The following is a 22,941-nucleotide window of genomic DNA, read 5'->3' on the forward strand; positions in this document are numbered from 1 at the left end:
GATCATGCCTCTGCGCTCCGCGCCACCTCTCGCCGACAAGGACCCCTTCGACATCGACGAGGCGTTCCGGCGCCTGCGCCAAGCCGTGGCCGGACGCCCGAAGGCCGCCATGTTCGCGCTGCGCGACCGCGGCTACGGCAGCCCCTTCGAGCAGCTGGTCGGCAGCCTGATCTCCGCGCGGACGCGCGACGAGACGACCATCGTGGTGTGCGAACGGCTGTTCGCGGTGGCGCGCACGCCGCAACAGATGGTCGCCCTGACGCCGGAGGAGCTGACCCGTCTGCTCGACGGCGCGACCTTTCCTGAGCCGAAGGCCCGCGACATCCGGGCGCTGTCCCGCCGCATCCTCACGGAGCACGCCGGCGAGGTTCCCGACACGCCGGACGCCCTGATGGCCTTCCACGGAGTCGGCCCGAAGATCGCGGCGCTGACCCTGGCGATCGGTTTCGGCATTCCGGCGGTGGCGGTGGACGTGCATGTGCACCGGATCGTCAACCGCTGGGGCTTCGTCGCCGCCCCGACGCCAGAGCGCACCATGGTCGCGCTGATGGAGTTGCTGCCCCGCCATTACTGGGTGGAGATCAACGAGCGGCTGGTGCCCTTCGGCAAATGGATCTGCACCGGTGACCGCCCGCGCTGCTCGACCTGCGCCATGCTGTCCATGTGCCGGCAGGTGGGGGTGACGACCCACCGCTGAGGGGCCGTTGGCCGCGGCTTTGATGCAGATCATCGCGCCGCTTTGCGGGATTCCGTCCTTCTGTCCAGCAACGGGCCCGCCCGAGGACGACCCAAGGAAGACCGCCGATGATCCTGTACGCCCTGCGCTGCGCCTGCGGCCACGAATTCGAGCAGTGGTTCAAGAACATGGCCGATTACGACACCCGCAAGGCCGACGGCCTGCCCTGCCCGTCCTGCGGCGGGACCGAGGTGTCGAAGGCGATCATGGCGCCGCGCGTCGGCGCGTCCAAGCCGTCGCCCGCGCCGATGCCCGCCTGCAACCCGTCCGGCTGCGGCAACGCCATGTGCCCGATGTCGCAGATGGCCTGAAGCGAGATGGCCTGAGAAGACGGAGTCCTACCGCCGGCCGCGCCCACCGCTGCTGAGCGGCGGCAGGGCGCCGGTGGTCAGCTCCTCACGGCGGCGNNCGCTGCCGAAGCTCGGTTCGCGGCGCTGNTCGCGGGGGCCGTCGTTGCGCGGCGCCGGCCGCGNAGCGTTGGCCCGCCCNCTGCGCCACCACGCGAAGCCGATGCCGAGCACCGTCGCCCCGATCACCCCCATCACGCCGTAGCGGGCGCCGTTGGCGGCCCAGCCCGGCAGCATCGATCCGNTGTCCGCCGCCGCCTCGACCACCGGCACCGGCTGACCGGACGGCGTGGTCGCGGTGACGCTGGCCCGCGGCGCGGCTTGCGGCACCGGCCCCTGTGACGACGCCGTGGCGGAGGTGGCGGGGGCCGACGAAGCGGGAGCCCCGGCCCCGCCCGACGAAGAACTGCTGCTGGTCACGGGCGGGCCGGCGCTGAACTGCGCGCCGCCGCCGACGCTGCCCGTCCCGCCGTCGATCCGCTGGGTGGGCGCGGCGCGGGGCACCACCTCGCGCTGCGGCTCGCGCGGCGCCTGTCCGGGACCGCCGCCGCCGACCTTCTGCTGGGCGAGGTTCCCGACCGTCGCGGGGGCCTTGCCCTCCCGCTCGCCCATCATCTTGGCAATGGTCGCCTTGTCGAGCTGGTTGGTCACCGGCAGTCCGTGGGCGGCCTGATACTTGCCGAGCGCGGCCTTCGTCTCGGCGTGCATCTGGCCGTTGGCCCGCCCGCCGATGTTGTAGCCCTTGTCCTTCAGGATGGTCTGGGCCCATTGGATGTCCGCGGTCGATTGCGCCCGAACCGGAGCGCCCGCCAGCAGACCCGTCGCCAGAACCGGCATTACCACAGCCAACGCGACCGCGCGGCGCGCGCGGTGCGAACCACCCGTCATGACCATCCTCCGTCCGAGACGCCAACCGAACATCACTTGCCCAATATCGCGGATGCCCGACCGTGTTACCAGATTGCGGCGGATTTCCGGGCGCGATTTTTGTGCGCCTGCGTTGCGGCCGCATCAGGTCCCCCTCCCCTTGGTGCCCCCGGAAGGAGCGGCGGATTCCCCATCCGTTAACCGATGCGCGCGCAAAAACGTGGTATAGATCCACACACGGTGCCTTCTGGGGCGCTTTGCGGGAGGCCATGGCATGGCGACTCTGAGACACGCGATCCTGGCCGGCGGCATCCTGATGCTGGCGGCCTGCGGCAGCACCCCGGCCTACCGGGAGTGGACCGCCACAGAGACCACGGCGACCGCCGCCTACGACGAGTGCACCGAGCAGGTGGACAACACCATGCGCCTGCGCGGCTATCCCTACCGCCCGTTGCCTGAGACGCCGCAGTTCCGCTACCGCAAGGAAATCTTCGCCCTGTGCATGCGCCGCAAGGGCTACACCGCCGAGGATTGAGCGCCCGTCATGGCCCCGGCAGGCCGTAGCCCAGATACAGCACCCCGCCGATCAGCAGCCCGGCCAGCACCACCGCGGCGTAGAATTTCAGGGGCAGCGGGACCGTCTCCCGCCGCTGCGGCCCCTTGGCCGCGATCCCGGCCCTGGCGGCGGAGCGGGGCGCCGTCCTCGCCGGAACGCCTTGCCGGCCCGCCCCGGCCGTTCCTCCCTGGTTCGGGTCGTGCAGCTCGATGAGCTTCCAGTTGAACTCGATGCCGTCGCCGCCGGCCCCGGCGTTGTGGTCGAGTTGAATCAGGCGGAAATAGGCGCGCGGGTTCACCCGCACCATCAGGTTGAAGCGGGCGCGGGCGTGGTCGAGGTCCTCCCCGACCTCCAGCGTCTTCCAGCCCTTGCCGCGCGCCTTCTGAATGGCGAAGCGCGTCGGCTGGCCGGCGGCAACAGGCGCCATGATCGCAACCCCATCCCTTTACGCCGAGCCCCTCACACCGAGGTCGGAACGCCCTTCTTGCGGATCACGTCGGCGTACCAGTGGTAGCTGGCCTTGGGACGGCGCTCCAGCGTCTGGCGATCCACTTCGATCAGGCCGAAGCGGCGCTGGTAGCCCTCGGCCCACTCGAAATTGTCGAGCAGACTCCACACGAACCAGCCCCGCAGGTCGACCCCCTCCTCCAGCGCCTGATGACCGGCCAGCATGTGGCGGCGCAGATAGCTGATGCGGTCGTTGTCCTGGACGAAGCCCTTCGGCCCCATCTGCTCGGGATAGGCGGCACCGTTCTCCATCACGTAGACCGGGGGGTTGCCGTACTCCTGCTTCAGCTCGATCAGGATCTCGGCGATGCCGTCGGGCTCCACCGGCCAGCCCATCCCGGTCGTCGGCGTGCCTTCCGGCGGGGAGCCGTAGCCGGTGCCGAACAGGCCCGCCGGGTCCGGCTGCTGGTGCATCCGGCTGTAGTAGTTGATGCCCAGGAAGTCGATGGGCTGGCGGATCGCCTCCAGGTCGCCGGCCTTGACCAGCGGGGCGAAGCCGTCGCGCAGAAGCTCCGGATACTCCCCACGCAGCAGCGGGTCGAGGCAGGCGCGGTTCCACACCGCGTCCCACATCAGCGAGGCCGCGTAATTGGCGTCCAGCCCGCCGACCGGCCAGACCGGCTGGAGCGACAGCACGGTGCCGAGCTGCCAGCCCTTGGCCCCACCTGCGGCGCGCAGAGCCTTCAGCGCCATGCCCTGGGCGAGGTTCTGGTGGTGGATCGCCTTGAAGTAGTTGCCCTTGCCGGTCATTCCCGGCGCGTGCCCGCCCAGCCCGTGGCCGAAGATGGCGTGGACGGACGGCTCGTTCAGCATGGTCCAGTGCTTGGCGCGGTCACCGATCCGCGCGGCGACGAGTTGGGCGTAGTCGGTGAACCAGCCGGCGATGTCGCGGTTGGTCCAGCCGCCGCGGTCCTGAAGCGCCTGGGGCAGGTCCCAATGGTACAGGCAGGGCCAGGGCGCGATGCCCTTGGCCAGCAGCGCGTCGGTCAGCCGGTCGTAGAAGTCCAGCCCCTCGGCGTTGGCCGGGCCGGTGCCGGTCGGCTGGACGCGCGGCCAGGCGACGGAGAAACGATAGGCGTTCATCCCCGCCTTCGCCATCAGGTCCACATCCTCGGCGTAGCGGTTGTAATGGTCGCAGGCCACGTCGCCGGTGTCGCCGTTCGCCACCTTGCCGAAGGAATGGCTGAAGGTGTCCCACACGCTGGGGCCGCGCCCGCCGGCGGTGACCGCCCCCTCGATCTGGTAGGAGGAGGTCGAGGCGCCCCAAACGAACTTGTCGGGGAAGGCGGCCAGCACTTCCGACGGCTGGGCCACCGCGGCGCGGCGCGTCGTCAGAAAGGCCCCGGCCGAGGCCGCCAGACCGGTGGCCGCCGCCGCCTTCAGGAAACTCCGCCGCCGCATACCGAATTCCTCTCGCCGTCCGGGTCGTCCGCGACAATGTAAGAAGACCGGGCGTCAGCGCAACAGGCGCCTCGCATCGGAATGCCCATGTAACCGGTTTGGCCGGTGTGGGCGTAACCTGGACCGTGAGGTATGATGGCGCCATGAACGGACTCGTCATGTTTCTGCTGATCGTGGCGCTCGGCCTCGTCGTGGCGTCGCTGTTCTCCGGGCTGTTTTTCATGGCGCGCGGTGGACAGGGCGATTCGCGCAAATCGAACCGGGCGATGCGGATGCGCGTGGCGCTCCAGGGGGTGGCGCTGGTGCTGTTCCTGCTCGCCATCCTGACCCACGGCTGATTGAGGACACCCACAGGAATCATGGTCAAGCTGACCCGCATCTACACCCGCGGCGGGGACCGCGGCCAGACCTCGCTCGGCGACGGGCGCCGCGTGGCCAAGCATGACCCGCGCGTCACCGCCTACGGCACGGTGGACGAGGCGAACGCCGTCATCGGGCTGGTCCGCCTGCACACCGCGGACCAGCTGGAGACCGACGCCATGCTGGCGCGAATCCAGAACGACCTGTTCGACCTGGGCGCCGACCTCTGCACCCCGGAGGCGGAGGACCCGGCCTACCCGCCGTTGCGCATCCTGGAGTCGCAGGTGGACCGGCTGGAGGCCGAGATCGACGCGATGAACGCCGACCTCGCCCCGCTCAACTCCTTCATTCTCCCCGGCGGCTCGCCGGCGGCGGCGCATCTGCATCTGGCCCGCACCGTGGTGCGCCGGGCCGAGCGGCTGATGACCGAGCTGGCGGAGGTGGAACCGGTCAGCCCGACGGCGGTGAAATACGCCAACCGCCTGTCCGACCACCTGTTCGTGCTGAGCCGGAAACTGAACGCCAACGGAACGGCCGACGTGCTGTGGGTTCCGGGCGCAAACCGTTGATGCAATTCCGCCTCCTTCGCGCTTGCGGCGTAGGCGGCGTTGACAGCCAAAACGTCAACTCCTATGGTCGCAGCGCTGTCACAAGCTGCCCGATTCGGCGCCAGCGGCGAAGGTGCGCCTGCATAATTCAAGAAAAGGGTGGGATATGAAGGTCCTCGTCCCGGTCAAGCGGGTGGTCGATTACAACGTCAAGATCCGCGTCAAGGCGGACGGTTCCGGCGTTGAGACCGCCAACGTGAAGATGAGCATGAACCCCTTCGACGAGATCGCCGTCGAAGAGGCCGTCCGCCTCAAGGAAGCCGGCAAGGCGACCGAGGTCATCGTGGTCACCGTCGGCCCGACGGCCGCCCAGGAGACGCTGCGCACCGGCCTCGCCATGGGCGCCGACCGCGGCATCCTGGTGCAGACCGACGCCGAGACGCAGCCGCTGGCCGTCGCCAAGGTGCTCAAGGCGCTGGTCGACAAGGAAGGCCCCCATAAAGACGGGATTGGGCTGGTCATCCTCGGCAAGCAGGCGATCGACGACGACTGCAACCAGACCGGCCAGATGCTCGCCGCCCTGCTGGGCTGGCCGCAGGGCACCTTCGCCTCCAAGGTCGCGCCGGGCGACGGCTCGGTCACCGTGACCCGTGAGATCGACGGCGGGCTGGAGACGGTGCAGCTGACCCTGCCGGCCGTGGTCACCGCCGACCTGCGCCTCAACGAGCCGCGCTACGCCTCGCTGCCCAACATCATGAAGGCCAAGAAGAAGCCCATCGAGACGCTGGCCCCCGACGCGCTGGGTGTCGACGTGGCGCCGCGCCTGACCACGCTCAAGGTCGCCGAGCCGGCCAAGCGCAAGGCCGGCGTCAAGGTCGCCGACGTCGCCGCCCTGGTCGACAAGCTGAAGAACGAAGCCCGCGCGATCTGAAGGGCCAGCGTGCTCTGAAGGGAAAGTGATCTGACATGTCCATTCTCGTCATCGCCGAACACGACAACGCCGCGCTGAAGGCGGCCACGCTGAACGCGGTCAGCGCCGCCGCCAAGATCGGCGGAGAGATCCACGTGCTGGTCGCCGGCCAGGGTGCCCAGGCCGTCGCCGAGGCCGCCGCCAAGGTGGCCGGCGTGGCCAAGGTGCTGCTGGCCGACGACGCGGCCTACGCCCACCCGCTGCCGGAGAACGTTGCGCCGCTGGTCGTCGGGCTGGCCAAGGGCTACGGTCCCGAAAAGTATGAACATCTTCTGGCCGCCGCCTCGTCGGAGGGCAAGAACCTGCTGCCGCGGGTCGCCGCGCTGCTCGACGTCGCGGCGATCTCCGACATCACCGGGGTGGTCTCCGCCGACACGTTCGAGCGGCCGATCTACGCCGGCAACGCCATCGCCACGGTGAAGTCCGCCGACCCGATCAAGGTCGTCACGGTGCGCACCACCGCCTTCGAGGCGGCCGCCGCCACCGGCGGTTCGGCGACGGTCGAGAGCATCGCCGGGACGGGCGACGCCGGTTCGGCCAAGTTCGTCGGCCAGGAGCTGACGAAGTCGGAGCGTCCGGAGCTGACCCAGGCCAAGATCGTGGTGTCGGGCGGGCGCGGCATGCAGTCGGGCGAGAACTTCAAGCTGCTGGAGGCGCTGGCCGACAAGCTCGGTGCGGCGGTCGGCGCCAGCCGGGCGGCGGTGGACGCCGGCTTCGTGCCGAACGACTACCAGGTCGGCCAGACCGGCAAGATCGTGGCGCCCGAGCTGTACATCGCCGTCGGCATCTCCGGTGCCATTCAGCACCTCGCCGGCATGAAGGACAGCAAGGTCATCGTCGCGATCAACAAGGACGAGGAGGCGCCGATCTTCCAGGTCGCCGACTACGGCCTCGTCGCCGACCTGTTCAAGGCGGTGCCGGAGCTGACGGCCGCGCTGGACAAGGCGTAACCGGCCAGTCCTCTTCCGAAGACCAGCGGGCCAAAGACAAGCGGGAAAGCTCATATGTCCACGATCAAGAAGATTGGCATCATCGGTGCCGGCCAGATGGGCAGCGGCATCGCCCACGTCTGCGCGCAGGCGGGGTACGAGGTCGTCATCTCCGACATCAGCGCGGAGATTCTGCAGAAGTCGGTGGCCGCCATCTCCAAGAACATGGACCGTCAGGTTCAGAAGGGGAAGCTGACGGAGGCCGACAAGACGGCGGCGATCGCCCGCATCTCCACCGGCTCCGACCTGTCCGTGTTCCATGACGCCGATCTCGTGGTCGAGGCCGCGACGGAGAACGAAGCGCTCAAGCGCGAGATCTTCAAGAAGCTGGTCCCGAACCTGAAGCCCGAGGCGCTGATCGCGACGAACACCTCGTCGATCTCGATCACCCGCCTTGCGGCGTCGACGGACCGCCCGTCCAAGTTCATGGGCATGCATTTCATGAACCCGGTGCCGGTGATGCAGCTCGTCGAGCTGATCCGCGGCATCGCGACCGACGAGGCGACCTTCAACGCGATTGCCGAGCTGACGGCGAACATCGGCAAGACCGCGGCGGTGGCCGAGGACTTCCCGGCCTTCATTGTCAACCGCATCCTGCTGCCGATGATCAACGAGGCGGTCTACACCCTCTACGAGGGGGTGGGCGGCGTCCAGGCCATCGACACGGCGCTGAAGCTGGGCGCCAACCACCCGATGGGCCCGCTGGAACTGGCGGACTTCATCGGTCTGGACACCTGTCTGGCGGTCATGCAGGTCCTCTACGAGGGTCTGGCCGACAGCAAGTACCGCCCCTGCCCGCTGCTGGTGAAGTATGTCGAGGCCGGCTGGGTCGGCCGCAAGGTCGGCCGCGGCTTCTACGACTACTCCAAGAACCCGCCGGTCCCGACCCGCTGACGCGGCGGCTCCGAACGGACGTTTTGGCGAAGCCCGTTCCGGGAAACCGGGGCGGGCTTCGTTCTTTTGCGGAACCGCTGCGCTCGCGCTCTGTTCGTCCCGCAGGGGAACGGCGGAAAGGACGGGGGCGATGCGGCGCGGCTTCCTGACGGCGATGCTTGTGGTCGGCCCGCTGGCGGCCGGTCTCTCCGGCCCGGCCCTGGCACAGACACCGGGCTCCATCCCGGCGTCGCCCTCCACCCTGTCCCGGCAGGAGCGCAACTTCATCGCCGAGGCGCTGGCCGACGGCATGGCCGAGCAGGCGCTGGGCAAGCTGGCCCAGGACCGGGCCGAGACGGAGCCGGTCCGCCGCTTCGCCCGCCGCATGGCCGACGACCATGGGCTGAAGACCGACCGGCTGGCCGGCATGGCGCTGCGCCACGGCATTCCCATCCCGCGCGAATTGGGCCTGTCCGCCCGCGCCCACATGTCCAGCCTGCGCGACACGCCGGAGGAGGCCTTCGACCGCCGCTACATGGCCGCGGAGGAGGAGACCCATGCCCGCGCCATCAAGCTGTACGAGGCGCAGGCCGAACGCGGCGGCGAGACGGGCGATTTCGCCCGCGACGCCCTGCCCATGCTGCACAGCCATTTCGAGGAGGCGCGGGGCATCATGGCCGAGTTGGCGCGCGGCCCGGCCCCGCCGCAGACCCAGGCGCCGCCGGGGGATGCCCCGCCGGGGACATCCGGATCGTCGGAGTGACATGAATTCCCTCGCCCCAGAGGGGAGAAGGAGCTTGGCCCGCATCACCCGCCCGTCTTCACCACCCCACCGCGGCTGTCGCGGTTCGGGCCGCCGCCATGGCCCATGTGCTTGCGCAGGAAGGCGATGACCTCCGGCGAATCCCACTCCACCGCGCCCTCGATGCGGCCAAGCTCGCGGCCTTCCTGATCCACCAGCAGGGTCGTCGGCAGGCCGCGCAGCTTCAGCGTCTGCATGGAGGCGCTCGACGGGTCGAGGTAGAGGGCGAGGTTCTTCACGCCGGTCCGCTGGTAGAAGGGCTGCACCTGATCCTTGCCGCCGCGGTCCACCGACAGCGCCACCACCTGGAAGCCCGGCCCGCCCAGCTGCGCCTGCAGGCGGTCGAGCGCCGGCATCTCCTTCACGCAGGGCGCGCACCACGTCGCCCACAGGTTCAGCAGGACCAAGCGGTCCTTGAATTCCGAGAGGTCGACCCGGCGCCCCTCGCCGTCCAGGAAGGGCAGTTCCGGCACCGGCGCCAGCGGCTCCATGTAGCGGAACTTGTCGAGACCCACCGCCGTCACTCCGGGAGAGGGCTGGTCCAGCGTCAGCACGGCGGGCGGCGGCGGGGCCGACGGTCCGGCCAGCGCCATCCAAAGCCCGGCACCGCCCAGCGTCACACAAAAGATTGCGGTGGCCGCCAAAGTCCGCATACTCACGCTTCCCGTCCTCCCATCCGTATTGTGTCCGTCATGAGCGCCGAACAGCCCAAGCCGAACTCACAAGACCGCGCCACCCAAGACGGCTCGGCCCCGGCCGCCAGCCAGATGTGGGGCGGCCGCTTCGCCCGCGGTCCCGCCGCCATCATGGAGAGGATCAACGCCTCCATCGGCTTCGACAAGCGGCTGGCCGACCAGGACATCGCCGGGTCGAAGGCCCACGCCGCCATGCTGGCGCGCCAGGGCATCATAACCCAGGCCGACGCCGATGCCATCCGCGAAGGGCTGGACCGGGTCAAGGAAGAGATCGACTCCGGAGCCTTCACCTTCAAGGTGGAACTGGAGGACATCCACATGAACGTGGAGGCCCGGCTGGCCGAGCTGATCGGCGAGCCGGCCAAGCGCCTGCACACCGGGCGGTCGCGCAACGATCAGGTGGCGACCGACTTCAAGCTGTGGGTGCGCGACGCGCTCGACCGCGCCGATCAGGGGCTGAAGGCGCTCCAGGCCGCGCTGATCGATCTGGCGGAGAAGCACACCGACACCGTGATGCCGGGCTTCACCCACCTTCAGGCCGCCCAGCCGGTCAGCTTCGGACACCATCTGCTGGCCTATGTGGAGATGTTCGGGCGCGACCGCGGCCGCCTGCGCGACGCCCGCGCCCGGCTGAACGAATGCCCGCTCGGCTCCGCCGCGCTGGCCGGCACGCCCTACCCCATCGACCGCTTCATGACGGCGGAGGCGCTGGGCTTTGACCGGCCGACGGCGAACTCGCTGGACGCCGTGTCCGACCGCGACTTCGCGCTGGAGTATCTGGCCGCCGCCAGCATCTGCGGCATGCACCTCTCCCGCTTCGCGGAGGAGATCGTGCTGTGGTGCTCGGCCCAGTTCCGCTTCATCAAGCTGACGGACGCCTTCACCACCGGCTCATCGATCATGCCGCAGAAGAAGAACCCGGACGCGGCGGAACTGGTGCGCGCCAAGGCCGGGCGCGTCATCGGCAGCCTGAACAGCCTGCTGGTCGCCATGAAGGGCCTGCCGCTGGCCTATTCCAAGGACATGCAGGAGGACAAGGAGCCGGTCTTCGAGGCCGACGACACGCTGGCCCTGTGCATCGCCGCCATGGAAGGCATGGTGCGCGACATGCAGCCGAACGTGCCGGCGCTGCGCGAGGCGACCGACCGCGGCTTCCTCAACGCCACCGACCTCGCCGACTGGCTGGTGCGGGAGCTGAACATCCCCTTCCGCGAGGCGCACCACATCACCGGGCGCGCCGTGAAGGCGGCGGAAGACAAGCGCGTCGGCCTGACCGCCCTGACGCTGGAGGAGTTGCAGGCCATCGAGCCGCGCATCACCGAATCCGTCTTCCCGGCGCTGAGCATCGAGGCGTCGCTGGACAGCCGGCGCAGCTTCGGCGGCGCCTCCCCCGTCCGCGTGCGCGAAGCCGTCGCGGCGGCGCGGGAGCGCTTCCTGTGAGACGCCCGCTGCTGATCCTGGCGACCGCCGCCGTCGCGCTGACGCTGGCCGGCTGCGGCAAGAAGCCGAGCTTCGTCGATCCCCCGCAGGGCCGGGAGGCCGACAAATTCCCCGGCACCTACCCGAACCCGAAGACCGATCCCAAGCCCGGTCAGCCGTCCTCCGGAGCCCGCTTCCCATGAGCGCCTTCGCCTACCGCAACGGCGTGATGCACGCCGAATCCGTGCCGCTATCCACCATCGCGGCGGAGGTCGGCACGCCCTTCTACTGCTACTCCACGGCGGCGCTGGAGGCGCATTACAGCGCCTACGCCGGGGCCTTCGCGGGGCAGGACGCCGACGTCTGCTACGCGGTGAAGGCCAATTCCAACCTCGCGGTCATCCGCGCCTTCGCCCGGCTGGGCGCCGGCGCCGACGTGGTGTCGGGCGGCGAGATGCGCCGCGCGCTGGCCGGGGGCATCCCGGCGGGCAAGATCATCTTCTCCGGCGTCGGCAAGACGCGCGAGGAGATGCGCGCCGCGCTGGAGGCCGGAATCCACCAGATCAACGTGGAGTCCATCCCCGAGGTGGAGGCCCTGTCGGAGGTGGCGGTCAGCCTGGGCGTCACCGCGCCCATCGCCTTCCGCGTGAATCCGGACGTGGACGCCAAGACCCACGCCAAGATCGCGACGGGCAAGAAGGAGAACAAGTTCGGCGTCGACTACGACCACGCGCGGGAGGTCTACGCCCAGGCCGCCAAGCTGCCGGGGATCAGGCCGGTGGCCATCGCCGTCCACATCGGGTCGCAGCTGACCGACCTCGCCCCCTTCCGCGCCGCCTACGAGCGGGTCGCGGCGCTGCTCCACGTCCTGCGCGAGGACGGGCACGACATCACCCGGCTCGACCTCGGCGGCGGGCTGGGCATCGTCTACAAGCACGAGGCGCCGCCGGACATCGCCGACTACGCCGCCATGGTGAAGTCGATCACCGGCAACCTCGGCTGCCGCATCTCGCTGGAGCCGGGCCGCTCGCTGGTCGGCAACGCCGGCATCCTGGTGTCGCGGGTGATCTACCTGAAGCAGGGGTTGCACCGCCGCTTCGTCATCATCGACGCGGCGATGAACGACCTGATCCGCCCCACCCTCTACGAGGCCTACCACGGCATCGTCCCGGTGACCGAGCCCGCCAAGGGCGCTGTCACCGAGCCCTACGACGTCGTCGGCCCAGTCTGCGAGAGCGGCGACACCTTCGCGCTCCAGCGCGCCCTGCCGGCCATGGCGCCGGACGAGCTGGTGGCGATCCTGTCGGCGGGGGCCTATGGCGCGGTCATGTCCTCCACCTACAACACCCGCCCGCTGATCCCGGAGGTGCTGGTGAACGGCGACCAGTTCTCCGTCATCCGGCCGCGCGTGTCGGTGGAGGAACTGCTGGCGCTGGACCGCGTACCGGGCTGGCTGAAGGCCTGATCCAGCTTTTCAACCCGGCGCTTCACACGCGCCGGTGGAACAGCGTCAGGAAGGGGGCATCCAACCCGAAGGGAGCCCCTTTCCATGACGTCCATCCGCCTGAACGGCGCCTTCCGCGACGCCGTCGCCGACATCACCCTGGCCGTCGCCCAAGACCCCAACCTCGTCGCGCTGGTCATGCGCTGGAACGAGGACGACACTCTCCTCTGGACGCTCAACTCCCTGCCCAACGGCCAGAACACCGTCCCCGGCGGCGGTGCGGCGCACGCCGAAGAGGCGCTGATCGTCAATTGGGCCGGTTATGTCGCGCAGAACAACGGGAACGAACCCGACACCGTCGAAATCCTGCTGACCAAGAGCCCCTGCATGGACCGCTCCCCGGCCCGCCAGATGGCCGGCGGCGCCTGGGCGCCGGGCTGTTCGTCCAAGCTGCGCCAGCTCGTCCTGGCGAAGCCCGCCAACGATTGGCGCATCTGCTTCCTCACCTACTACCAGGAGGACATTCGCATCGACGCGCAGGCCTATGGCGCCGTCGCGGAATTCACGGGAATCGCCAAAGCCGACGTCTATCTGTGGGCCGACCGGCACAGAGGTTGAACCGGGAGCGCCCGCAGCGCGCAATAACCGCTGCACAGAATCACCCGTAAGGCGTATGATTCCCCGTTCGAGAAACGGGCGGGGAAGATCATGGAGTGGGACGCGGCCTATGCCATCGGCCAGAGCGCAGTGGACGGAGACCACCAGCGCCTGTTTCAGCTGTTCAACCAGTTCAGCGCGGCCATCGCCGCCGGCGAGACCCGGGAATCCGCGAACCGCTTCCTGCGTGAGCTGGCCGATTACTCGGCCTATCATTTCCGCCGCGAGGAAGGGCTGATGCACGCCATCGGGTACCCCGACTACGCGAAGCACAAGAAGATGCACGACACCTTCGCCGACTTCGTCCGCCGGCAATCCGACTCCGAAGAACGCGATTTGGAGGAGGTCCAGTTCCTCCAGAGCTATGTCGAGATGTGGCTCTGCGGCCATATTCTGGTCATGGACAAGTGGTTTGGTGAATGGCTCGATGGCCGGGCCGGGAAATCCGGCGCGGCAGAGCCTATATCCTGACGGGTCCCCGGCTGCCGCCTCTCCCCCCAGGCCGGGACCAGGACTGCGGCAACCGGCTGGACGGGAGTGCGGGATGAGCGACAGCAACGACGGGTTCCGGTTCCCCCTGCGCAAGGAGGCGCCCCCCGCCCCTGTTCCGCGGGAGCCCCGCCTCCGCATGGGGCAGGCCCGCGCCGCCCTGCTCTGGGAACGTCTGTGGCCAGCGCTCTGGGCGCCCATCACCATCGCCGGGGCCTTCCTCGCTTTGGCCCTGCTGAACGTCTTCCTGCTTCTGCCGGGCTGGCTGCACGCGCTGGTCCTGCTGCTGTTCGTCGCCGCCATCGGCTGGACGGGGTGGCGCGGGCTGCGCGCCTTCCGCCTGCCGGACGAGGACGCCGCCCGCCGCCGGCTGGAGCGCGACAGCGGCCTGCCCCACCGTCCCCTCCACGCGCTGCGCGACAGGCCCTCCGGCAACGACCCCGTCGCCGCGGAGCTGTGGCGCCTGCACCAGGAACGGGTGCGCGCCGCCATGCGGCGGCTGCGCGTCGCCATGCCGCTGTCGGACGGCCTCGCCGCCCAAGACCGCTACGCCCTGCGCGCTCTGGTCGCCCTCGTGCTGGTCGCCGCGGGCGGCGCGACCTGGGGCGACTGGAAGCCGCGTCTGGCCGCCGCCATCACCCCGCATTTCGGCGGAACGGCGACGGCGTCCGTCGCGACGCTCGACCTCTGGGTGACGCCGCCGGAATACACCGGCCTGCCGCCGGTCTTCCTGAAGTCGGCCAACCCCGCCCACACGCCGAGCCTTGCCGACCCCGTGCCGGTTCCCAAGGGCAGCCTCGTGCTGGCCCGCGTCACCGGCGGCGGCGGCACGCCATCGTTGGAGGCCGGCAGCAAGTCCGCGTCCTTCGAGGCGGTGGACTCGTCCACCTTCCAGATCCAGCAGCCCATCGAGGACGGCAACCGCATCGCCGTGACCCAGGGGTCCACCCTGCTGGGCGGCTGGAATGTGCGGATCATCCCGGACAACCCGCCGACCATCGCCTACGCCAGCCCCCCGGCCAAGGGGGAGCGCGGCGCGCTGCGGCTGGACTACACCGCGCAGGACGATTACGGGCTGGCCGAGGCCAAGGCGGTCGTCCGGCTGGACCTGCCGGAGGGCGAAGCCCCGGCGCTCGACCGCAGCCCGCTGGAGCTGCCGCTGGCCCTGCCCGGCGTCCGCCCGCGCGAGGCGCGCAACGCCGCCTTCCACGACCTGACCGCCCATCCCTGGGCCGGGCTGAACGTCACCATCCGCCTGACCGCCCTCGACGGCGCCGGCCAGACCGGCAGCACGGAGGACGTGGCGATGGTCCTGCCGGAGCGCGTCTTCAACCACCCCGTCGCCCGCGCCATCGTGGAGGAGCGCAAGAAGCTGACCCTGCGGCCGCAGCAGCTCCGCATCGAAGTGGCCCGCGCCCTGGCCGAGATTTCCTCCCGGCCCAGCCAGTTCGGCGGCGATCTGGTGGCCTTCCTGGCAATGCGCACCGCGGTGAACCGCCTGCTGCTCGACGAGGAGGGGGCCTCCGTCCCCGCTGTCCAGAAACTGCTGTGGGAGACCGCGCTGCGCATCGAGGACGGCGGCCTGTCGCTGGCCGAGCGCGACCTGCGCGACGCCGAGCAACGCCTTGCCGAGGCGCTGGAGCGCGGTGCCGACGACCAGGAGCTGAAGAAGCTGATGGACGAGCTTCAGGCGGCGCTCGACAAGTTCCTCGACGCCATGGAGCAGCAGATGCGCGAGGCGCTGGAGCGCGGCGAGCAAATCCCCATGGTGCCGCCGGAAATGGCCGACCAGATGATGGACCGCCAGGACCTTCAGCGCATGATGGAGCAGATGCGGCAGATGGCCGAGACCGGCGCCCGCGACGCGGCGCGGCAGATGCTGTCCCAGCTCCAGCAGATGATGGAGCAGATGCGCAACGGCGCCATGGCCCAGATGCAGCAGCAGGGCCAGAACGAGGCGGCGCAAATGATGCGCGAGCTTCAGGAGCTGACGCAGCGGCAGCAGCAGCTGCTCGACCAGACCTTCCGCCAGTCGCAGGAGCAGATGGGTCAGCAGGACGGGCAGCAGGGCCAGCAGCAGGGGCCGCGTAACCGCCAGGGCCGTCCGCAGCAGGGGCAGCAAGGCCAGCAGGGCCAGTCCGGCAGCCCGCTGATGCAGCAGCAGGCCGAACAGCAGGAAGCGCTGCGCCGCCAGCTCGGCGAGCTGATGCGCCGCATGGGCGAGCAGCAGGGCGGAGAGATCCCCCGCCCGCTGGGCCGCGCCGAGCGGGCCATGCGCGACGCCGGCCAAGCGCTCCAGCAGGGACAGCCCGGCTCCGCCGTTCCGTCGCAGACCCAGGCGATGGACGAGCTTCAGCAGGGCATGCAGGCGATGGCCGAGCAGATGATGCAGCAGATGATGGGCCAGCAGGGTCCGGCGATGAGCGGGCAGCAGCCCGGACAGGCGCAGCAACGCCAGGGCCAGGGCCGCAACCGCGACCCGCTGGGCCGCCGTCCCTCGGGCTTCGGCAACTACAACAACGAGGACGTGAAGATCCCCGAGGAGGCCGAACTCCAGCGCGCCCGCGAAATCCTCGACGAGCTGCGCCGCCGCTCCGGCCAGTACGGCCGCCCGCAGATGGAGCGCGAGTACATCGACCGCCTGCTGAAGCAGTTCTGAGGGTGTGCCCCCTCCCCGGCCCTCCCCCTCTTCGAGGGAGAGGGTGCCTTAAGCGAAGCGGCGTCCGTCCCCTCCACCTCGGAGAGGGGGAGGGTTAGGGAGGGGGCAGAGTCGAAGCCCAAGCGTCATTGCCCGAATGTCGAGGACAAAGGCGTCCCGCATGGTAAGCAGACCCCGTGCCTTTTGCGGGGCCGGGGGACCGGGCGGCTTTACCGGAGGGCGACGCTGGTGCAGTATCCGCCGCGCAAGGCGTCGCCGCTTGCCCTTCCGGCACGGACGCCCCCGGACACAACGAACGTTTCCTCATGGTCGCGGTCCTTTCGAACCACGGGTCGGGCGGGCTGGCCCCGCAGCGCCCGGAACTGACGCTCGGCAGCAAGTTCCGCATGATCAACTGGGGGCTGGTGCTCCTGGTCTGCATCATCACGTCGGTCGGGGTGGCCCTGCTCTACTCGGCCGCCGGCGGCAACTGGAAGCCCTGGGCGCAGCCGCAACTCGTGCGCGCCGTCCCCGGCCTCGTCCTGATGCTGATGATCGCGCTGGTCGACGTGCGGCATCTGATGAAGTCGGCCTACGCCATCTTCCTGATCGTGCTCTGCCTGCTGGTCGCGGTGGAGTTGATGGGCCGCATCGGCATGGGCGCCCAGCGCTGGATCGACCTGGGTTTCTTCCAGCTCCAGCCGTCGGAGCTGATGAAGCCGGCCCTGACCCTGGCGCTGGCCCGTTACTTCCACGGCATCTCGCTGGACCAGATCGGTCGCCCGCTGCTGCTGATCCCGCCCTTGCTGCTGGTCTTCGTCCCGGTGGCGCTGGTGCTGATGCAGCCGAACCTGGGCACCTCGCTGCTGCTGATCATGGGCAGCGGGGCCGTCTTCTTCGCGGCGGGCGTGAGGATCTGGAAGTTCCTGCTGGTCATCGGCGGCGGGCTGGCGGCGATCCCCGTCGCCTGGGAATTCCTGCACGATTACCAGAAACAGCGCGTCTACACCTTTCTCGACCCGGAGACCGATCCGCTCGGCGCCGGCTACAACATCCTCCAATCGAAGATCGCCCTGGGGTCCGGCGGGCTGTTCGGCAAGGGCTTCATGTCCGGCTCGCAGAGCCAGCTGATGTTCCTGCCGGAGAAGCACACCGACTTCATCTTCGTGGTGCTGGCGGAGGAGTTCGGGATGGTCGGCGCGCTGATCCTGCTGGCGCTCTACCTGATGCTGTTCATCTACGGCGTGGTCATCGCGCTGAGCTGCCGCAGCCAGTTCGCCCGGCTGGTCGCGGTCGGCATGACCGCGCAGTTCTTCCTCTACGTGATGGTCAACGTGTCGATGGTGACCGGCCTGATCCCGGTGGTGGGAATCCCGCTGCCGCTGGTGTCCTACGGCGGGTCGGCGATGATGACGCTGATGATCGGCGTGGGGCTTCTGCTCAGCATGTCGGTCCACCGCGAGGTCCGCATCCCCAAAAGCGGCGTCACCGAGTTGTGACGCTGCCCTTCGGAGCGCTCTGTCAGCCCTCCGAGATTTCGCCGTTCTCCTGGATCAGCACCTTGTCGATGCGACGACCGTCCATATCGACGACCTCGAAGCGCAAGCCGTTCCAGTGGAAATTCTCCGCGGCGGTGGGCACATGGCCCAGCCGGTCGAGCATGAAGCCGGCGATGGTGTGGTAATCGCCCTCGCCCTTCAGCCCCCTCACGCCGACCAGCGACTCCACCTCCTCCACCGGAGTCATGCCATCCACCAGCCAGGAGCCGTCCTCGCGCTGGACCGCGAAGCCGTCGCCTTCCTGCCCTTGTTCGGGCATCTCGCCGGCGATGGCCTCCATGATGTCGGTCACGGTGGCGATGCCCTCGACGCTGCCGTACTCGTCCACCACCACGGCCATGTGGATGCTGGCCTGCTTGAACAGCTCCAGCAACCGCAGGACGGGGGTGCCGTCATGGACGATCAGCGGCTCCACCATGGCCTCGCGCAGGTCGAAGCGGCGGCCCTGGAGCGCCTGGTTGAGCAGCGCCTTGCTGGACACGATGCCCTGCACCTCGTCCACGTCGCCGCGGCAGACCAGGAAGCGGGAATAGCCGCTGGCCTGGATTTCCTTGGCGATGGCGTCGGGCGGGTCGTCGAGGTCGATCCACACGAGGTCCGGGCGCGGCGTCATGATCGACCGCGCCGTGCGGTCGGACAGGCGGAACACGCCCTCGATCATCTGCCGCTCGGCGGGTTCGAAGACGCCGCTCTGGGTGCCCTCCTTGATGAGGCTCTTGACCTCCTCCTCGGTGACGGTCTGCTCGCGCGCGGTGGGCAGGCGCAGCAGCTTCATCACGCCCTCGGTCGAAACGCCCAGCAGCCAGACCAGCGGCATGGCGATGCGCGACAGCACGCTCATCGGACCGGCCACGCCGGCGGCGATGCGCTCCGCGTTGACCAGCGCCATGCGCTTGGGCACCAGTTCGCCGATGATCAGCGACAGGTAGGTGATCGCGGCGACGACCAGCGCGAAGCCGACCTGCTGCCCATAGGGGGCGATCCAGGAGACGTTGGCGTCCAGGACGGTGCCAAGCCGGTCGGCCAGGGTCGCGCCGCCATAGGCGCCGGCGATGATGCCGATCAGCGTGATGCCGACCTGCACGGTGGAGAGGAAGTTGCCGGGGTCCTCCGACAGTTTCAGCGCGGCGCGGGCGCCCTTGCTGCGCGTTTCCTCGGCCATCTGCTGAAGCCGCGCGCGTCGCGACGACACCAGCGCCATTTCCGACATCGCGAAAAAGGCGTTCAGCAGGATCAGCAAAATGATGACCAGAACTTCCCAGATCATGGCGGCGAGCCCGTGGGCGCTCCCTTTTATGAAAACAGTTTGTGGAAAATCAGCATGCCGGCCTGCCCGAAACCGAACAGGACGGCGGCGACGATGACGATGGCGATCAGACCGGCAATCAGGCCGGCGACGACGAAGGCCCCGTCCTTCTCGATCAGCCCCAGCGCGATCAGCGCGATGGCGAAGGCCGGCGGCTGGTTGCCGAAAACGATGGGAAGGGCCAGGATTCCGGCCAGGATCATCACGGCCACGCCGAGCAGCCGCTCCGCCGTCGGGGCGGTCATCGCCGGAAGGCGCGGGCGGAGATGCCGCTCCAGCCGGTCGACGTGGGGCTTCGCCTTCGCGATCACGCGCAGGAAGGCGTCGCGGTCGAGCGTGAGGGCGGCCAGCCGTCGCGGCAGCCAGGGGCGGTCGCGCCCGGCGGCGATCTGGGCGCCGATCAGCAGCATCGGCAGGCCGGTCGCCGTGGACAGGCCCGGCACCGGCAGGATGTTCGGAATGGACAGGATCAGAAGCAGGGCGCCGAAGGCGCGGTCGCCCAGAATGCCCACGAGGTCGCCCAGCGCGATCCGCGCGCCATGGTCGTGGTTCAGGAAATCGTCCAGCACCGCCGAAGCGGGGTTCACCGGCGGGAAACCGGTGGTCGCGGCATCGCCGCGGTCGACGCCCTCCGGAGGCCGAAGGTCCGGGGACGTGTCGGGAGGTCGGCCGTCGCTCACGGCGCTCCCCACGGAGGCCGCCCGAAACGGCGGAAGGGTAAACCCATGGACCTTTCGCGTCGCAACATCGTAAGGGCTCCTTTTACAGCATCGCCGGTCGGCGCGCCAGCCCGTCTGTGGAATGCCCCGCCTCTCAAGGGGATGATGCCACCAACGGCAGGTCCACCGTGAAGGTCGAGCCGCGCCCCGGCGCCGAATCGGCGGTGATGCGCCCGCCATGCCCCTCGACGATGGAGCGGCAGATGTACAGGCCGAGGCCGACCGTCCCTTCCCCCTCGGTGCCCAGCCGGCCGGTGCGGGCGAAGGGCTGGAAAAGCTGCGCCAGCTCGGCCGGAGGAATGCCACGCCCGTCGTCGGACACGCGCAGGCGCGCCCGGCCGCCCCCTTCGCCGCCCACCTCCCCCGCGGCCTCGCTGAGGGCGACGCGAACCCGCCCGCCCCGGTCGGAGTATTTGACGGCGTTCGACAGGAGGTTGTTGAGAAGCTGATCCAGCTTGGCCGGATCGACGTCGGCCATGGGCAACGGGCGTTCGGGCACGGACAGCTCGATGGTGATGCATTTGCCCTCGGCCAACACGCGATTCATCGAGACGTTCCGCCGGACCAGCGCCGCCAGATCGGACGGTCGCCGCGCCAACCGCAGCCGCCCCGCCTGGAGCGCCGCCAGGGACAGCGCGTCCTCCACCATGTGGCGCATCGACAGGCTGGATTCCCGGATACGCTCCAGGCAGGCGCGCTCCGTCGCCTCCAGCCGCCCGTCCAGCCGCTGCTCCAACAGCTCCGCGAAGCCGACGACGACCTGGAGCGGCGTGCGCAGATCGTGGGCCAGCATGCCCATCAGCCGGTTCTTCTGCTCGTTGCTGGCGGCCAGTTCGGCGTTGGCCTTGGCGAGCGCCCGCTGGACGTTGGCGAGTTCGTTGTTGAGGAGGGTCATCTCGTCGAACAGCGCGTCCGCGCCGGGAAGCTCCGGCGTCGCAACCGCCGACCCGAGGGGGGCGAGCCGCCGGGCCAGCCGCGGATTGAGCGCGTCCAGCGCTTCCGTCAGCGCCGGGAACCCGCCGGGCGCCCGCGTCACGGCCAGCACCATGCCCTCCGCGTCGCTCAGTCCGCTGACATGGAGCACCCCGGCAGGGTCGAGCCGGCTGGGCACGGGATGATCGAGCGCCCGGCCCGACTTCCGCAGGCCGCTGAACAGGTCCAGCGCCCCCGCCACCGCGTCCGGGCCGAACAGGGCCGGAAAGGGCGTGCCGGGCTTTCCGGTCAATCCTGGCAGTCCGGCCCCCACCCGGTGCAAGGCGCGCAGCCGCCCGTCGTGGTCGCAGGTCAGGACCAAGCCGTCCATGTCCCCTCCTTCACGCCACGCTCATCAAGCGATACTCATCAGGCAACACCGGCGGCGCGGTCGGGGACGGCCGGACCGATCAGCCGCTCCGCGATGGCGACGGCCTCCTGCGCGCCGGGGGCGAAGGCGTCGGCGCCGACCGTCCTCCACAAATCCGGGACGAGGTTGAAGGGGTAGCCGCCGACCAGCACCTGCGGCGGCCGCTCCCACGGTTCGGCGCGCACCGCGGCGACGAGGGCGGCAACCCGTCCGACATGGGCGGTGATGGTGGCCGATACCGCCAGAATCTGGGCGTTCCGCTCCCGCAGCGCGTGGACGATGCTGCTCGCGGGCGTGTTGGCGCCGAGATAGTGGCTGTCCCAGCCGGCCATCTCGAAGAAGTCGGCGACCATGCGGATGCCGATCTCGTGCTGCTCCCCGCCGACGCAGGTGGCGACCATGGACAGGCCGCGCCGCTCGGCGGCGAAGATCGCCGGGTAGAGCTGGCCCATGATCGCCTGGGTGGCGGCGGTGGCGAAATGCTCGTGCGCCACGGTGATCGCCTGCGTCTGCCACAGCCGCCCGATCTCGCGCAGGGCCGGTTGGAACACATGCAGGTAAAGGTCGGGCACCGTCGCCCCGGCGGCCGTGGCCTCCGTCACCAGCGCCGCCGCCCGGCGCCGGTCCCCGGCCAGCAGCGCATCCACATAGGAGCGCGCGAGCGCGCCGAGCGGCGCGTCCGGCCGGACGAAGGGCGGCGCCTCCCGCGGCAGACCGGGCAGCGCCGACAGCCCCTCCTCCACGCAGGCATGCGCGCGCGCCGCCGTGGCGGGATCGACCCGGACGGCCACCACGTCGCGGAGGATTTCCAGGCTTTCGCCCAGTTCCTCGTCCGGAATGCCGATCCCGGCGAAGAGGATCTTGACCCAGGCCACATACTCGCGGAACAGCGCCGGGCTGTCGCTCGCCACCGCCTCCGCCAGATACAGAAGGTGAAAGCCGACATCCTCGACGCAACGTTCCCGACCGGCCTCGCCGTAACGGGCGTAGAGCGCCGGCCAGCGCTCGAACTGGATGGCGACGACGGCGCGCGCCAACTCCTCGCGGCGGTCCACGATGGGATTCGAGGCGATCCGCAGCGGACCTGGAATGGGCCGGACGGTCCCCGGCATGGCACGGCGTCTCCGGTCAAAGGGGTGGTCGGAAAGAAGGTGCCCCCTCGCATCCGTTCCCGCAACGCCTGACTGCACCAAATGGGTCAGTTTCCGACCGATCACTCCTTATGATTGCGAAAGCCCTGTCACCGGCCTTTCTGAAGGACGAAGCTCAGACGCTTCACGAGGTCGGTCTTCGACACCGGCTTCACCAGATAGCCGGAGATGCCGTAGGCGATGGCCCGCTTGACGGTGTCCGCCTCGCGGTGGCCGGTCAGGACGATCACCGGAAGGTCGGCCAGGGGATTGCCCGTGGCCGTCCGCAGGGCGTGCAGCAGGTCCAGCCCGCTCATCCGCGGCATCTCCAGATCGCAGATGGCGAGGTCGACCTTTTCGGGATGGTCACGCAGGATGGCCAGCGCCGACACGCCGTCGGACGCCTCCCACACTTGGCGGACCTTCAGATCCTGCAGCAGGCGGCTCATCAGCCGGCGGGTGAAGTCGTCGTCTTCGATCAGCAGGACGCGCAGGTCGTTGATGCTGCGGTTCAGCACCCCATCCTTCGCAGGCTCGTTCAGCATCGGCGCGGCCATCCCTATCCGTGTCGTTGCACTGGGGAAACG

The 22,941-nt window shown here is 69.6% G+C and carries 25 protein-coding genes; 16 read left to right on the forward strand and 9 right to left on the reverse strand.

Features of this window, described 5'->3' with window-relative positions; all coding sequences use genetic code 11:
- Positions 1–4: 4 nt before the first annotated feature.
- Together ABAZ39_RS19625 and ABAZ39_RS19630 are read left to right on the forward strand one after the other, a co-directional pair.
- Positions 5–697 carry an endonuclease III domain-containing protein gene (locus ABAZ39_RS19625; protein WP_040134467.1) on the forward strand — a complete coding sequence of 231 codons (693 nt, stop codon included), beginning with the start codon at positions 5–7 and terminating at the stop codon, positions 695–697.
- Positions 698–804: 107 nt separating this feature from the next.
- Positions 805–1,047 carry a DUF1178 family protein gene (locus ABAZ39_RS19630; protein ID WP_040134468.1) on the forward strand — a complete coding sequence of 81 codons (243 nt, stop codon included), beginning with the start codon at positions 805–807 and terminating at the stop codon, positions 1,045–1,047.
- Positions 1,048–1,074: 27 nt separating this feature from the next.
- Here the strand turns inward: ABAZ39_RS19630 and ABAZ39_RS19635 are convergent, their stop codons facing one another.
- A complete protein-coding gene (locus ABAZ39_RS19635; RefSeq protein ID WP_443983711.1) occupies positions 1,075–2,004 on the reverse strand; it encodes a peptidoglycan-binding domain-containing protein in 930 nt (309 codons plus the stop codon).
- A 220-nt stretch (positions 2,005–2,224) separates the two neighbouring features.
- On the opposite strand from ABAZ39_RS19635, the gene ABAZ39_RS19640 reads away from it, so the two are divergent.
- Positions 2,225–2,485 carry a hypothetical protein gene (locus ABAZ39_RS19640; RefSeq protein ID WP_040134470.1) on the forward strand — a complete coding sequence of 87 codons (261 nt, stop codon included), beginning with the start codon at positions 2,225–2,227 and terminating at the stop codon, positions 2,483–2,485.
- A 7-nt stretch (positions 2,486–2,492) separates the two neighbouring features.
- On the opposite strand, the gene ABAZ39_RS19645 is transcribed toward ABAZ39_RS19640, so the two are convergent.
- Positions 2,493–2,933: a hypothetical protein gene (locus ABAZ39_RS19645; protein WP_040134471.1), complete on the reverse strand. Its 441-nt coding sequence runs from the start codon at positions 2,931–2,933 to the stop codon at positions 2,493–2,495.
- Positions 2,934–2,965: 32 nt separating this feature from the next.
- Positions 2,966–4,414, reverse strand: a complete 1,449-nt coding sequence (locus tag ABAZ39_RS19650; RefSeq protein WP_040134472.1) for a GH1 family beta-glucosidase — start codon at positions 4,412–4,414, stop codon at positions 2,966–2,968.
- A gap of 143 nt (positions 4,415–4,557) precedes the next feature.
- Between ABAZ39_RS19650 and ABAZ39_RS19655 the strand changes: the two genes are divergently transcribed.
- From ABAZ39_RS19655 to ABAZ39_RS33200, 6 genes are all read left to right on the forward strand, one after another.
- Positions 4,558–4,752 (forward strand): twin transmembrane helix small protein, encoded by a 195-nt coding sequence (locus tag ABAZ39_RS19655; protein WP_014197605.1) that lies wholly within the window; start codon positions 4,558–4,560, stop codon positions 4,750–4,752.
- Positions 4,753–4,773: 21 nt separating this feature from the next.
- A complete protein-coding gene (locus tag ABAZ39_RS19660) occupies positions 4,774–5,343 on the forward strand; it encodes a cob(I)yrinic acid a,c-diamide adenosyltransferase (RefSeq protein ID WP_040134473.1) in 570 nt (189 codons plus the stop codon).
- 145 nt (positions 5,344–5,488) lie between these two features.
- Positions 5,489–6,253, forward strand: coding sequence for an electron transfer flavoprotein subunit beta/FixA family protein (locus ABAZ39_RS19665; protein ID WP_040134474.1), 765 nt, complete (start codon positions 5,489–5,491; stop codon positions 6,251–6,253).
- Positions 6,254–6,288: 35 nt separating this feature from the next.
- A complete protein-coding gene (locus ABAZ39_RS19670) occupies positions 6,289–7,242 on the forward strand; it encodes an electron transfer flavoprotein subunit alpha/FixB family protein (RefSeq protein WP_040134475.1) in 954 nt (317 codons plus the stop codon).
- A gap of 54 nt (positions 7,243–7,296) precedes the next feature.
- Positions 7,297–8,175, forward strand: coding sequence for a 3-hydroxybutyryl-CoA dehydrogenase (locus ABAZ39_RS19675; protein ID WP_040134476.1), 879 nt, complete (start codon positions 7,297–7,299; stop codon positions 8,173–8,175).
- Positions 8,176–8,305: 130 nt separating this feature from the next.
- Positions 8,306–8,917 carry a DUF4142 domain-containing protein gene (locus ABAZ39_RS33200; RefSeq protein WP_051658275.1) on the forward strand — a complete coding sequence of 204 codons (612 nt, stop codon included), beginning with the start codon at positions 8,306–8,308 and terminating at the stop codon, positions 8,915–8,917.
- 44 nt (positions 8,918–8,961) lie between these two features.
- Here ABAZ39_RS33200 and ABAZ39_RS19685 read toward each other — a convergent pair whose 3' ends face one another.
- Entirely contained in the window at positions 8,962–9,609 is a 648-nt protein-coding gene (locus ABAZ39_RS19685; protein ID WP_040134477.1) for a TlpA family protein disulfide reductase, read from the reverse strand.
- 39 nt (positions 9,610–9,648) lie between these two features.
- Between ABAZ39_RS19685 and argH the strand changes: the two genes are divergently transcribed.
- The 7 genes from argH to rodA all read left to right on the forward strand — a co-directional run bounded on the left by argH (position 9,649) and on the right by rodA (position 17,797).
- The gene (gene argH / locus ABAZ39_RS19690) at positions 9,649–11,091 is read left to right on the forward strand and encodes an argininosuccinate lyase (protein WP_040134478.1); all 1,443 of its coding nucleotides are present in this window, start codon (positions 9,649–9,651) and stop codon (positions 11,089–11,091) included.
- On the forward strand, positions 11,088–11,273 hold the full coding sequence (locus ABAZ39_RS19695) for a hypothetical protein (RefSeq protein ID WP_040134479.1): 186 nt from the start codon (positions 11,088–11,090) through the stop codon (positions 11,271–11,273). Before argH ends, ABAZ39_RS19695 begins: the two co-directional genes overlap by 4 nt.
- Positions 11,270–12,535 (forward strand): diaminopimelate decarboxylase, encoded by a 1,266-nt coding sequence (gene lysA, locus ABAZ39_RS19700; protein WP_040134480.1) that lies wholly within the window; start codon positions 11,270–11,272, stop codon positions 12,533–12,535. The genes ABAZ39_RS19695 and lysA overlap by 4 nt, the downstream gene beginning before the upstream one ends.
- 84 nt (positions 12,536–12,619) lie before the next feature.
- Positions 12,620–13,132, forward strand: coding sequence for a hypothetical protein (locus ABAZ39_RS19705; RefSeq protein WP_040134481.1), 513 nt, complete (start codon positions 12,620–12,622; stop codon positions 13,130–13,132).
- 90 nt (positions 13,133–13,222) lie between these two features.
- Positions 13,223–13,642, forward strand: coding sequence for a bacteriohemerythrin (locus ABAZ39_RS33205; RefSeq protein WP_051658277.1), 420 nt, complete (start codon positions 13,223–13,225; stop codon positions 13,640–13,642).
- Positions 13,643–13,715: 73 nt separating this feature from the next.
- Complete coding sequence (locus ABAZ39_RS19715) at positions 13,716–16,319, forward strand: TIGR02302 family protein (RefSeq protein ID WP_040134482.1); 2,604 nt, start codon at positions 13,716–13,718, stop codon at positions 16,317–16,319.
- A gap of 305 nt (positions 16,320–16,624) precedes the next feature.
- The gene (gene rodA, locus ABAZ39_RS19720) at positions 16,625–17,797 is read left to right on the forward strand and encodes a rod shape-determining protein RodA (RefSeq protein WP_040134483.1); all 1,173 of its coding nucleotides are present in this window, start codon (positions 16,625–16,627) and stop codon (positions 17,795–17,797) included.
- Positions 17,798–17,819: 22 nt separating this feature from the next.
- On the opposite strand, the gene ABAZ39_RS19725 is transcribed toward rodA, so the two are convergent.
- The 5 genes from ABAZ39_RS19725 to ABAZ39_RS19745 form a co-directional block, all read right to left on the reverse strand.
- Positions 17,820–19,124, reverse strand: coding sequence for a hemolysin family protein (locus ABAZ39_RS19725; protein WP_040134484.1), 1,305 nt, complete (start codon positions 19,122–19,124; stop codon positions 17,820–17,822).
- A 26-nt stretch (positions 19,125–19,150) separates the two neighbouring features.
- Positions 19,151–19,843 carry an exopolysaccharide biosynthesis protein gene (locus ABAZ39_RS19730; protein ID WP_040134485.1) on the reverse strand — a complete coding sequence of 231 codons (693 nt, stop codon included), beginning with the start codon at positions 19,841–19,843 and terminating at the stop codon, positions 19,151–19,153.
- 133 nt (positions 19,844–19,976) lie between these two features.
- Positions 19,977–21,185, reverse strand: a complete 1,209-nt coding sequence (locus ABAZ39_RS19735; protein ID WP_051658278.1) for a sensor histidine kinase — start codon at positions 21,183–21,185, stop codon at positions 19,977–19,979.
- Positions 21,186–21,223: 38 nt separating this feature from the next.
- Positions 21,224–22,336, reverse strand: a complete 1,113-nt coding sequence (locus ABAZ39_RS19740; protein WP_051658279.1) for a cobalamin B12-binding domain-containing protein — start codon at positions 22,334–22,336, stop codon at positions 21,224–21,226.
- A gap of 128 nt (positions 22,337–22,464) precedes the next feature.
- Positions 22,465–22,899 carry a response regulator gene (locus ABAZ39_RS19745; protein ID WP_040135642.1) on the reverse strand — a complete coding sequence of 145 codons (435 nt, stop codon included), beginning with the start codon at positions 22,897–22,899 and terminating at the stop codon, positions 22,465–22,467.
- Between the last annotated feature and the right edge of the window lie 42 nt (positions 22,900–22,941).

It is taken from the genome of Azospirillum argentinense, assembly GCF_000632475.1.
GTDB classification, from domain to species: Bacteria; Pseudomonadota; Alphaproteobacteria; order Azospirillales; family Azospirillaceae; genus Azospirillum; species Azospirillum baldaniorum.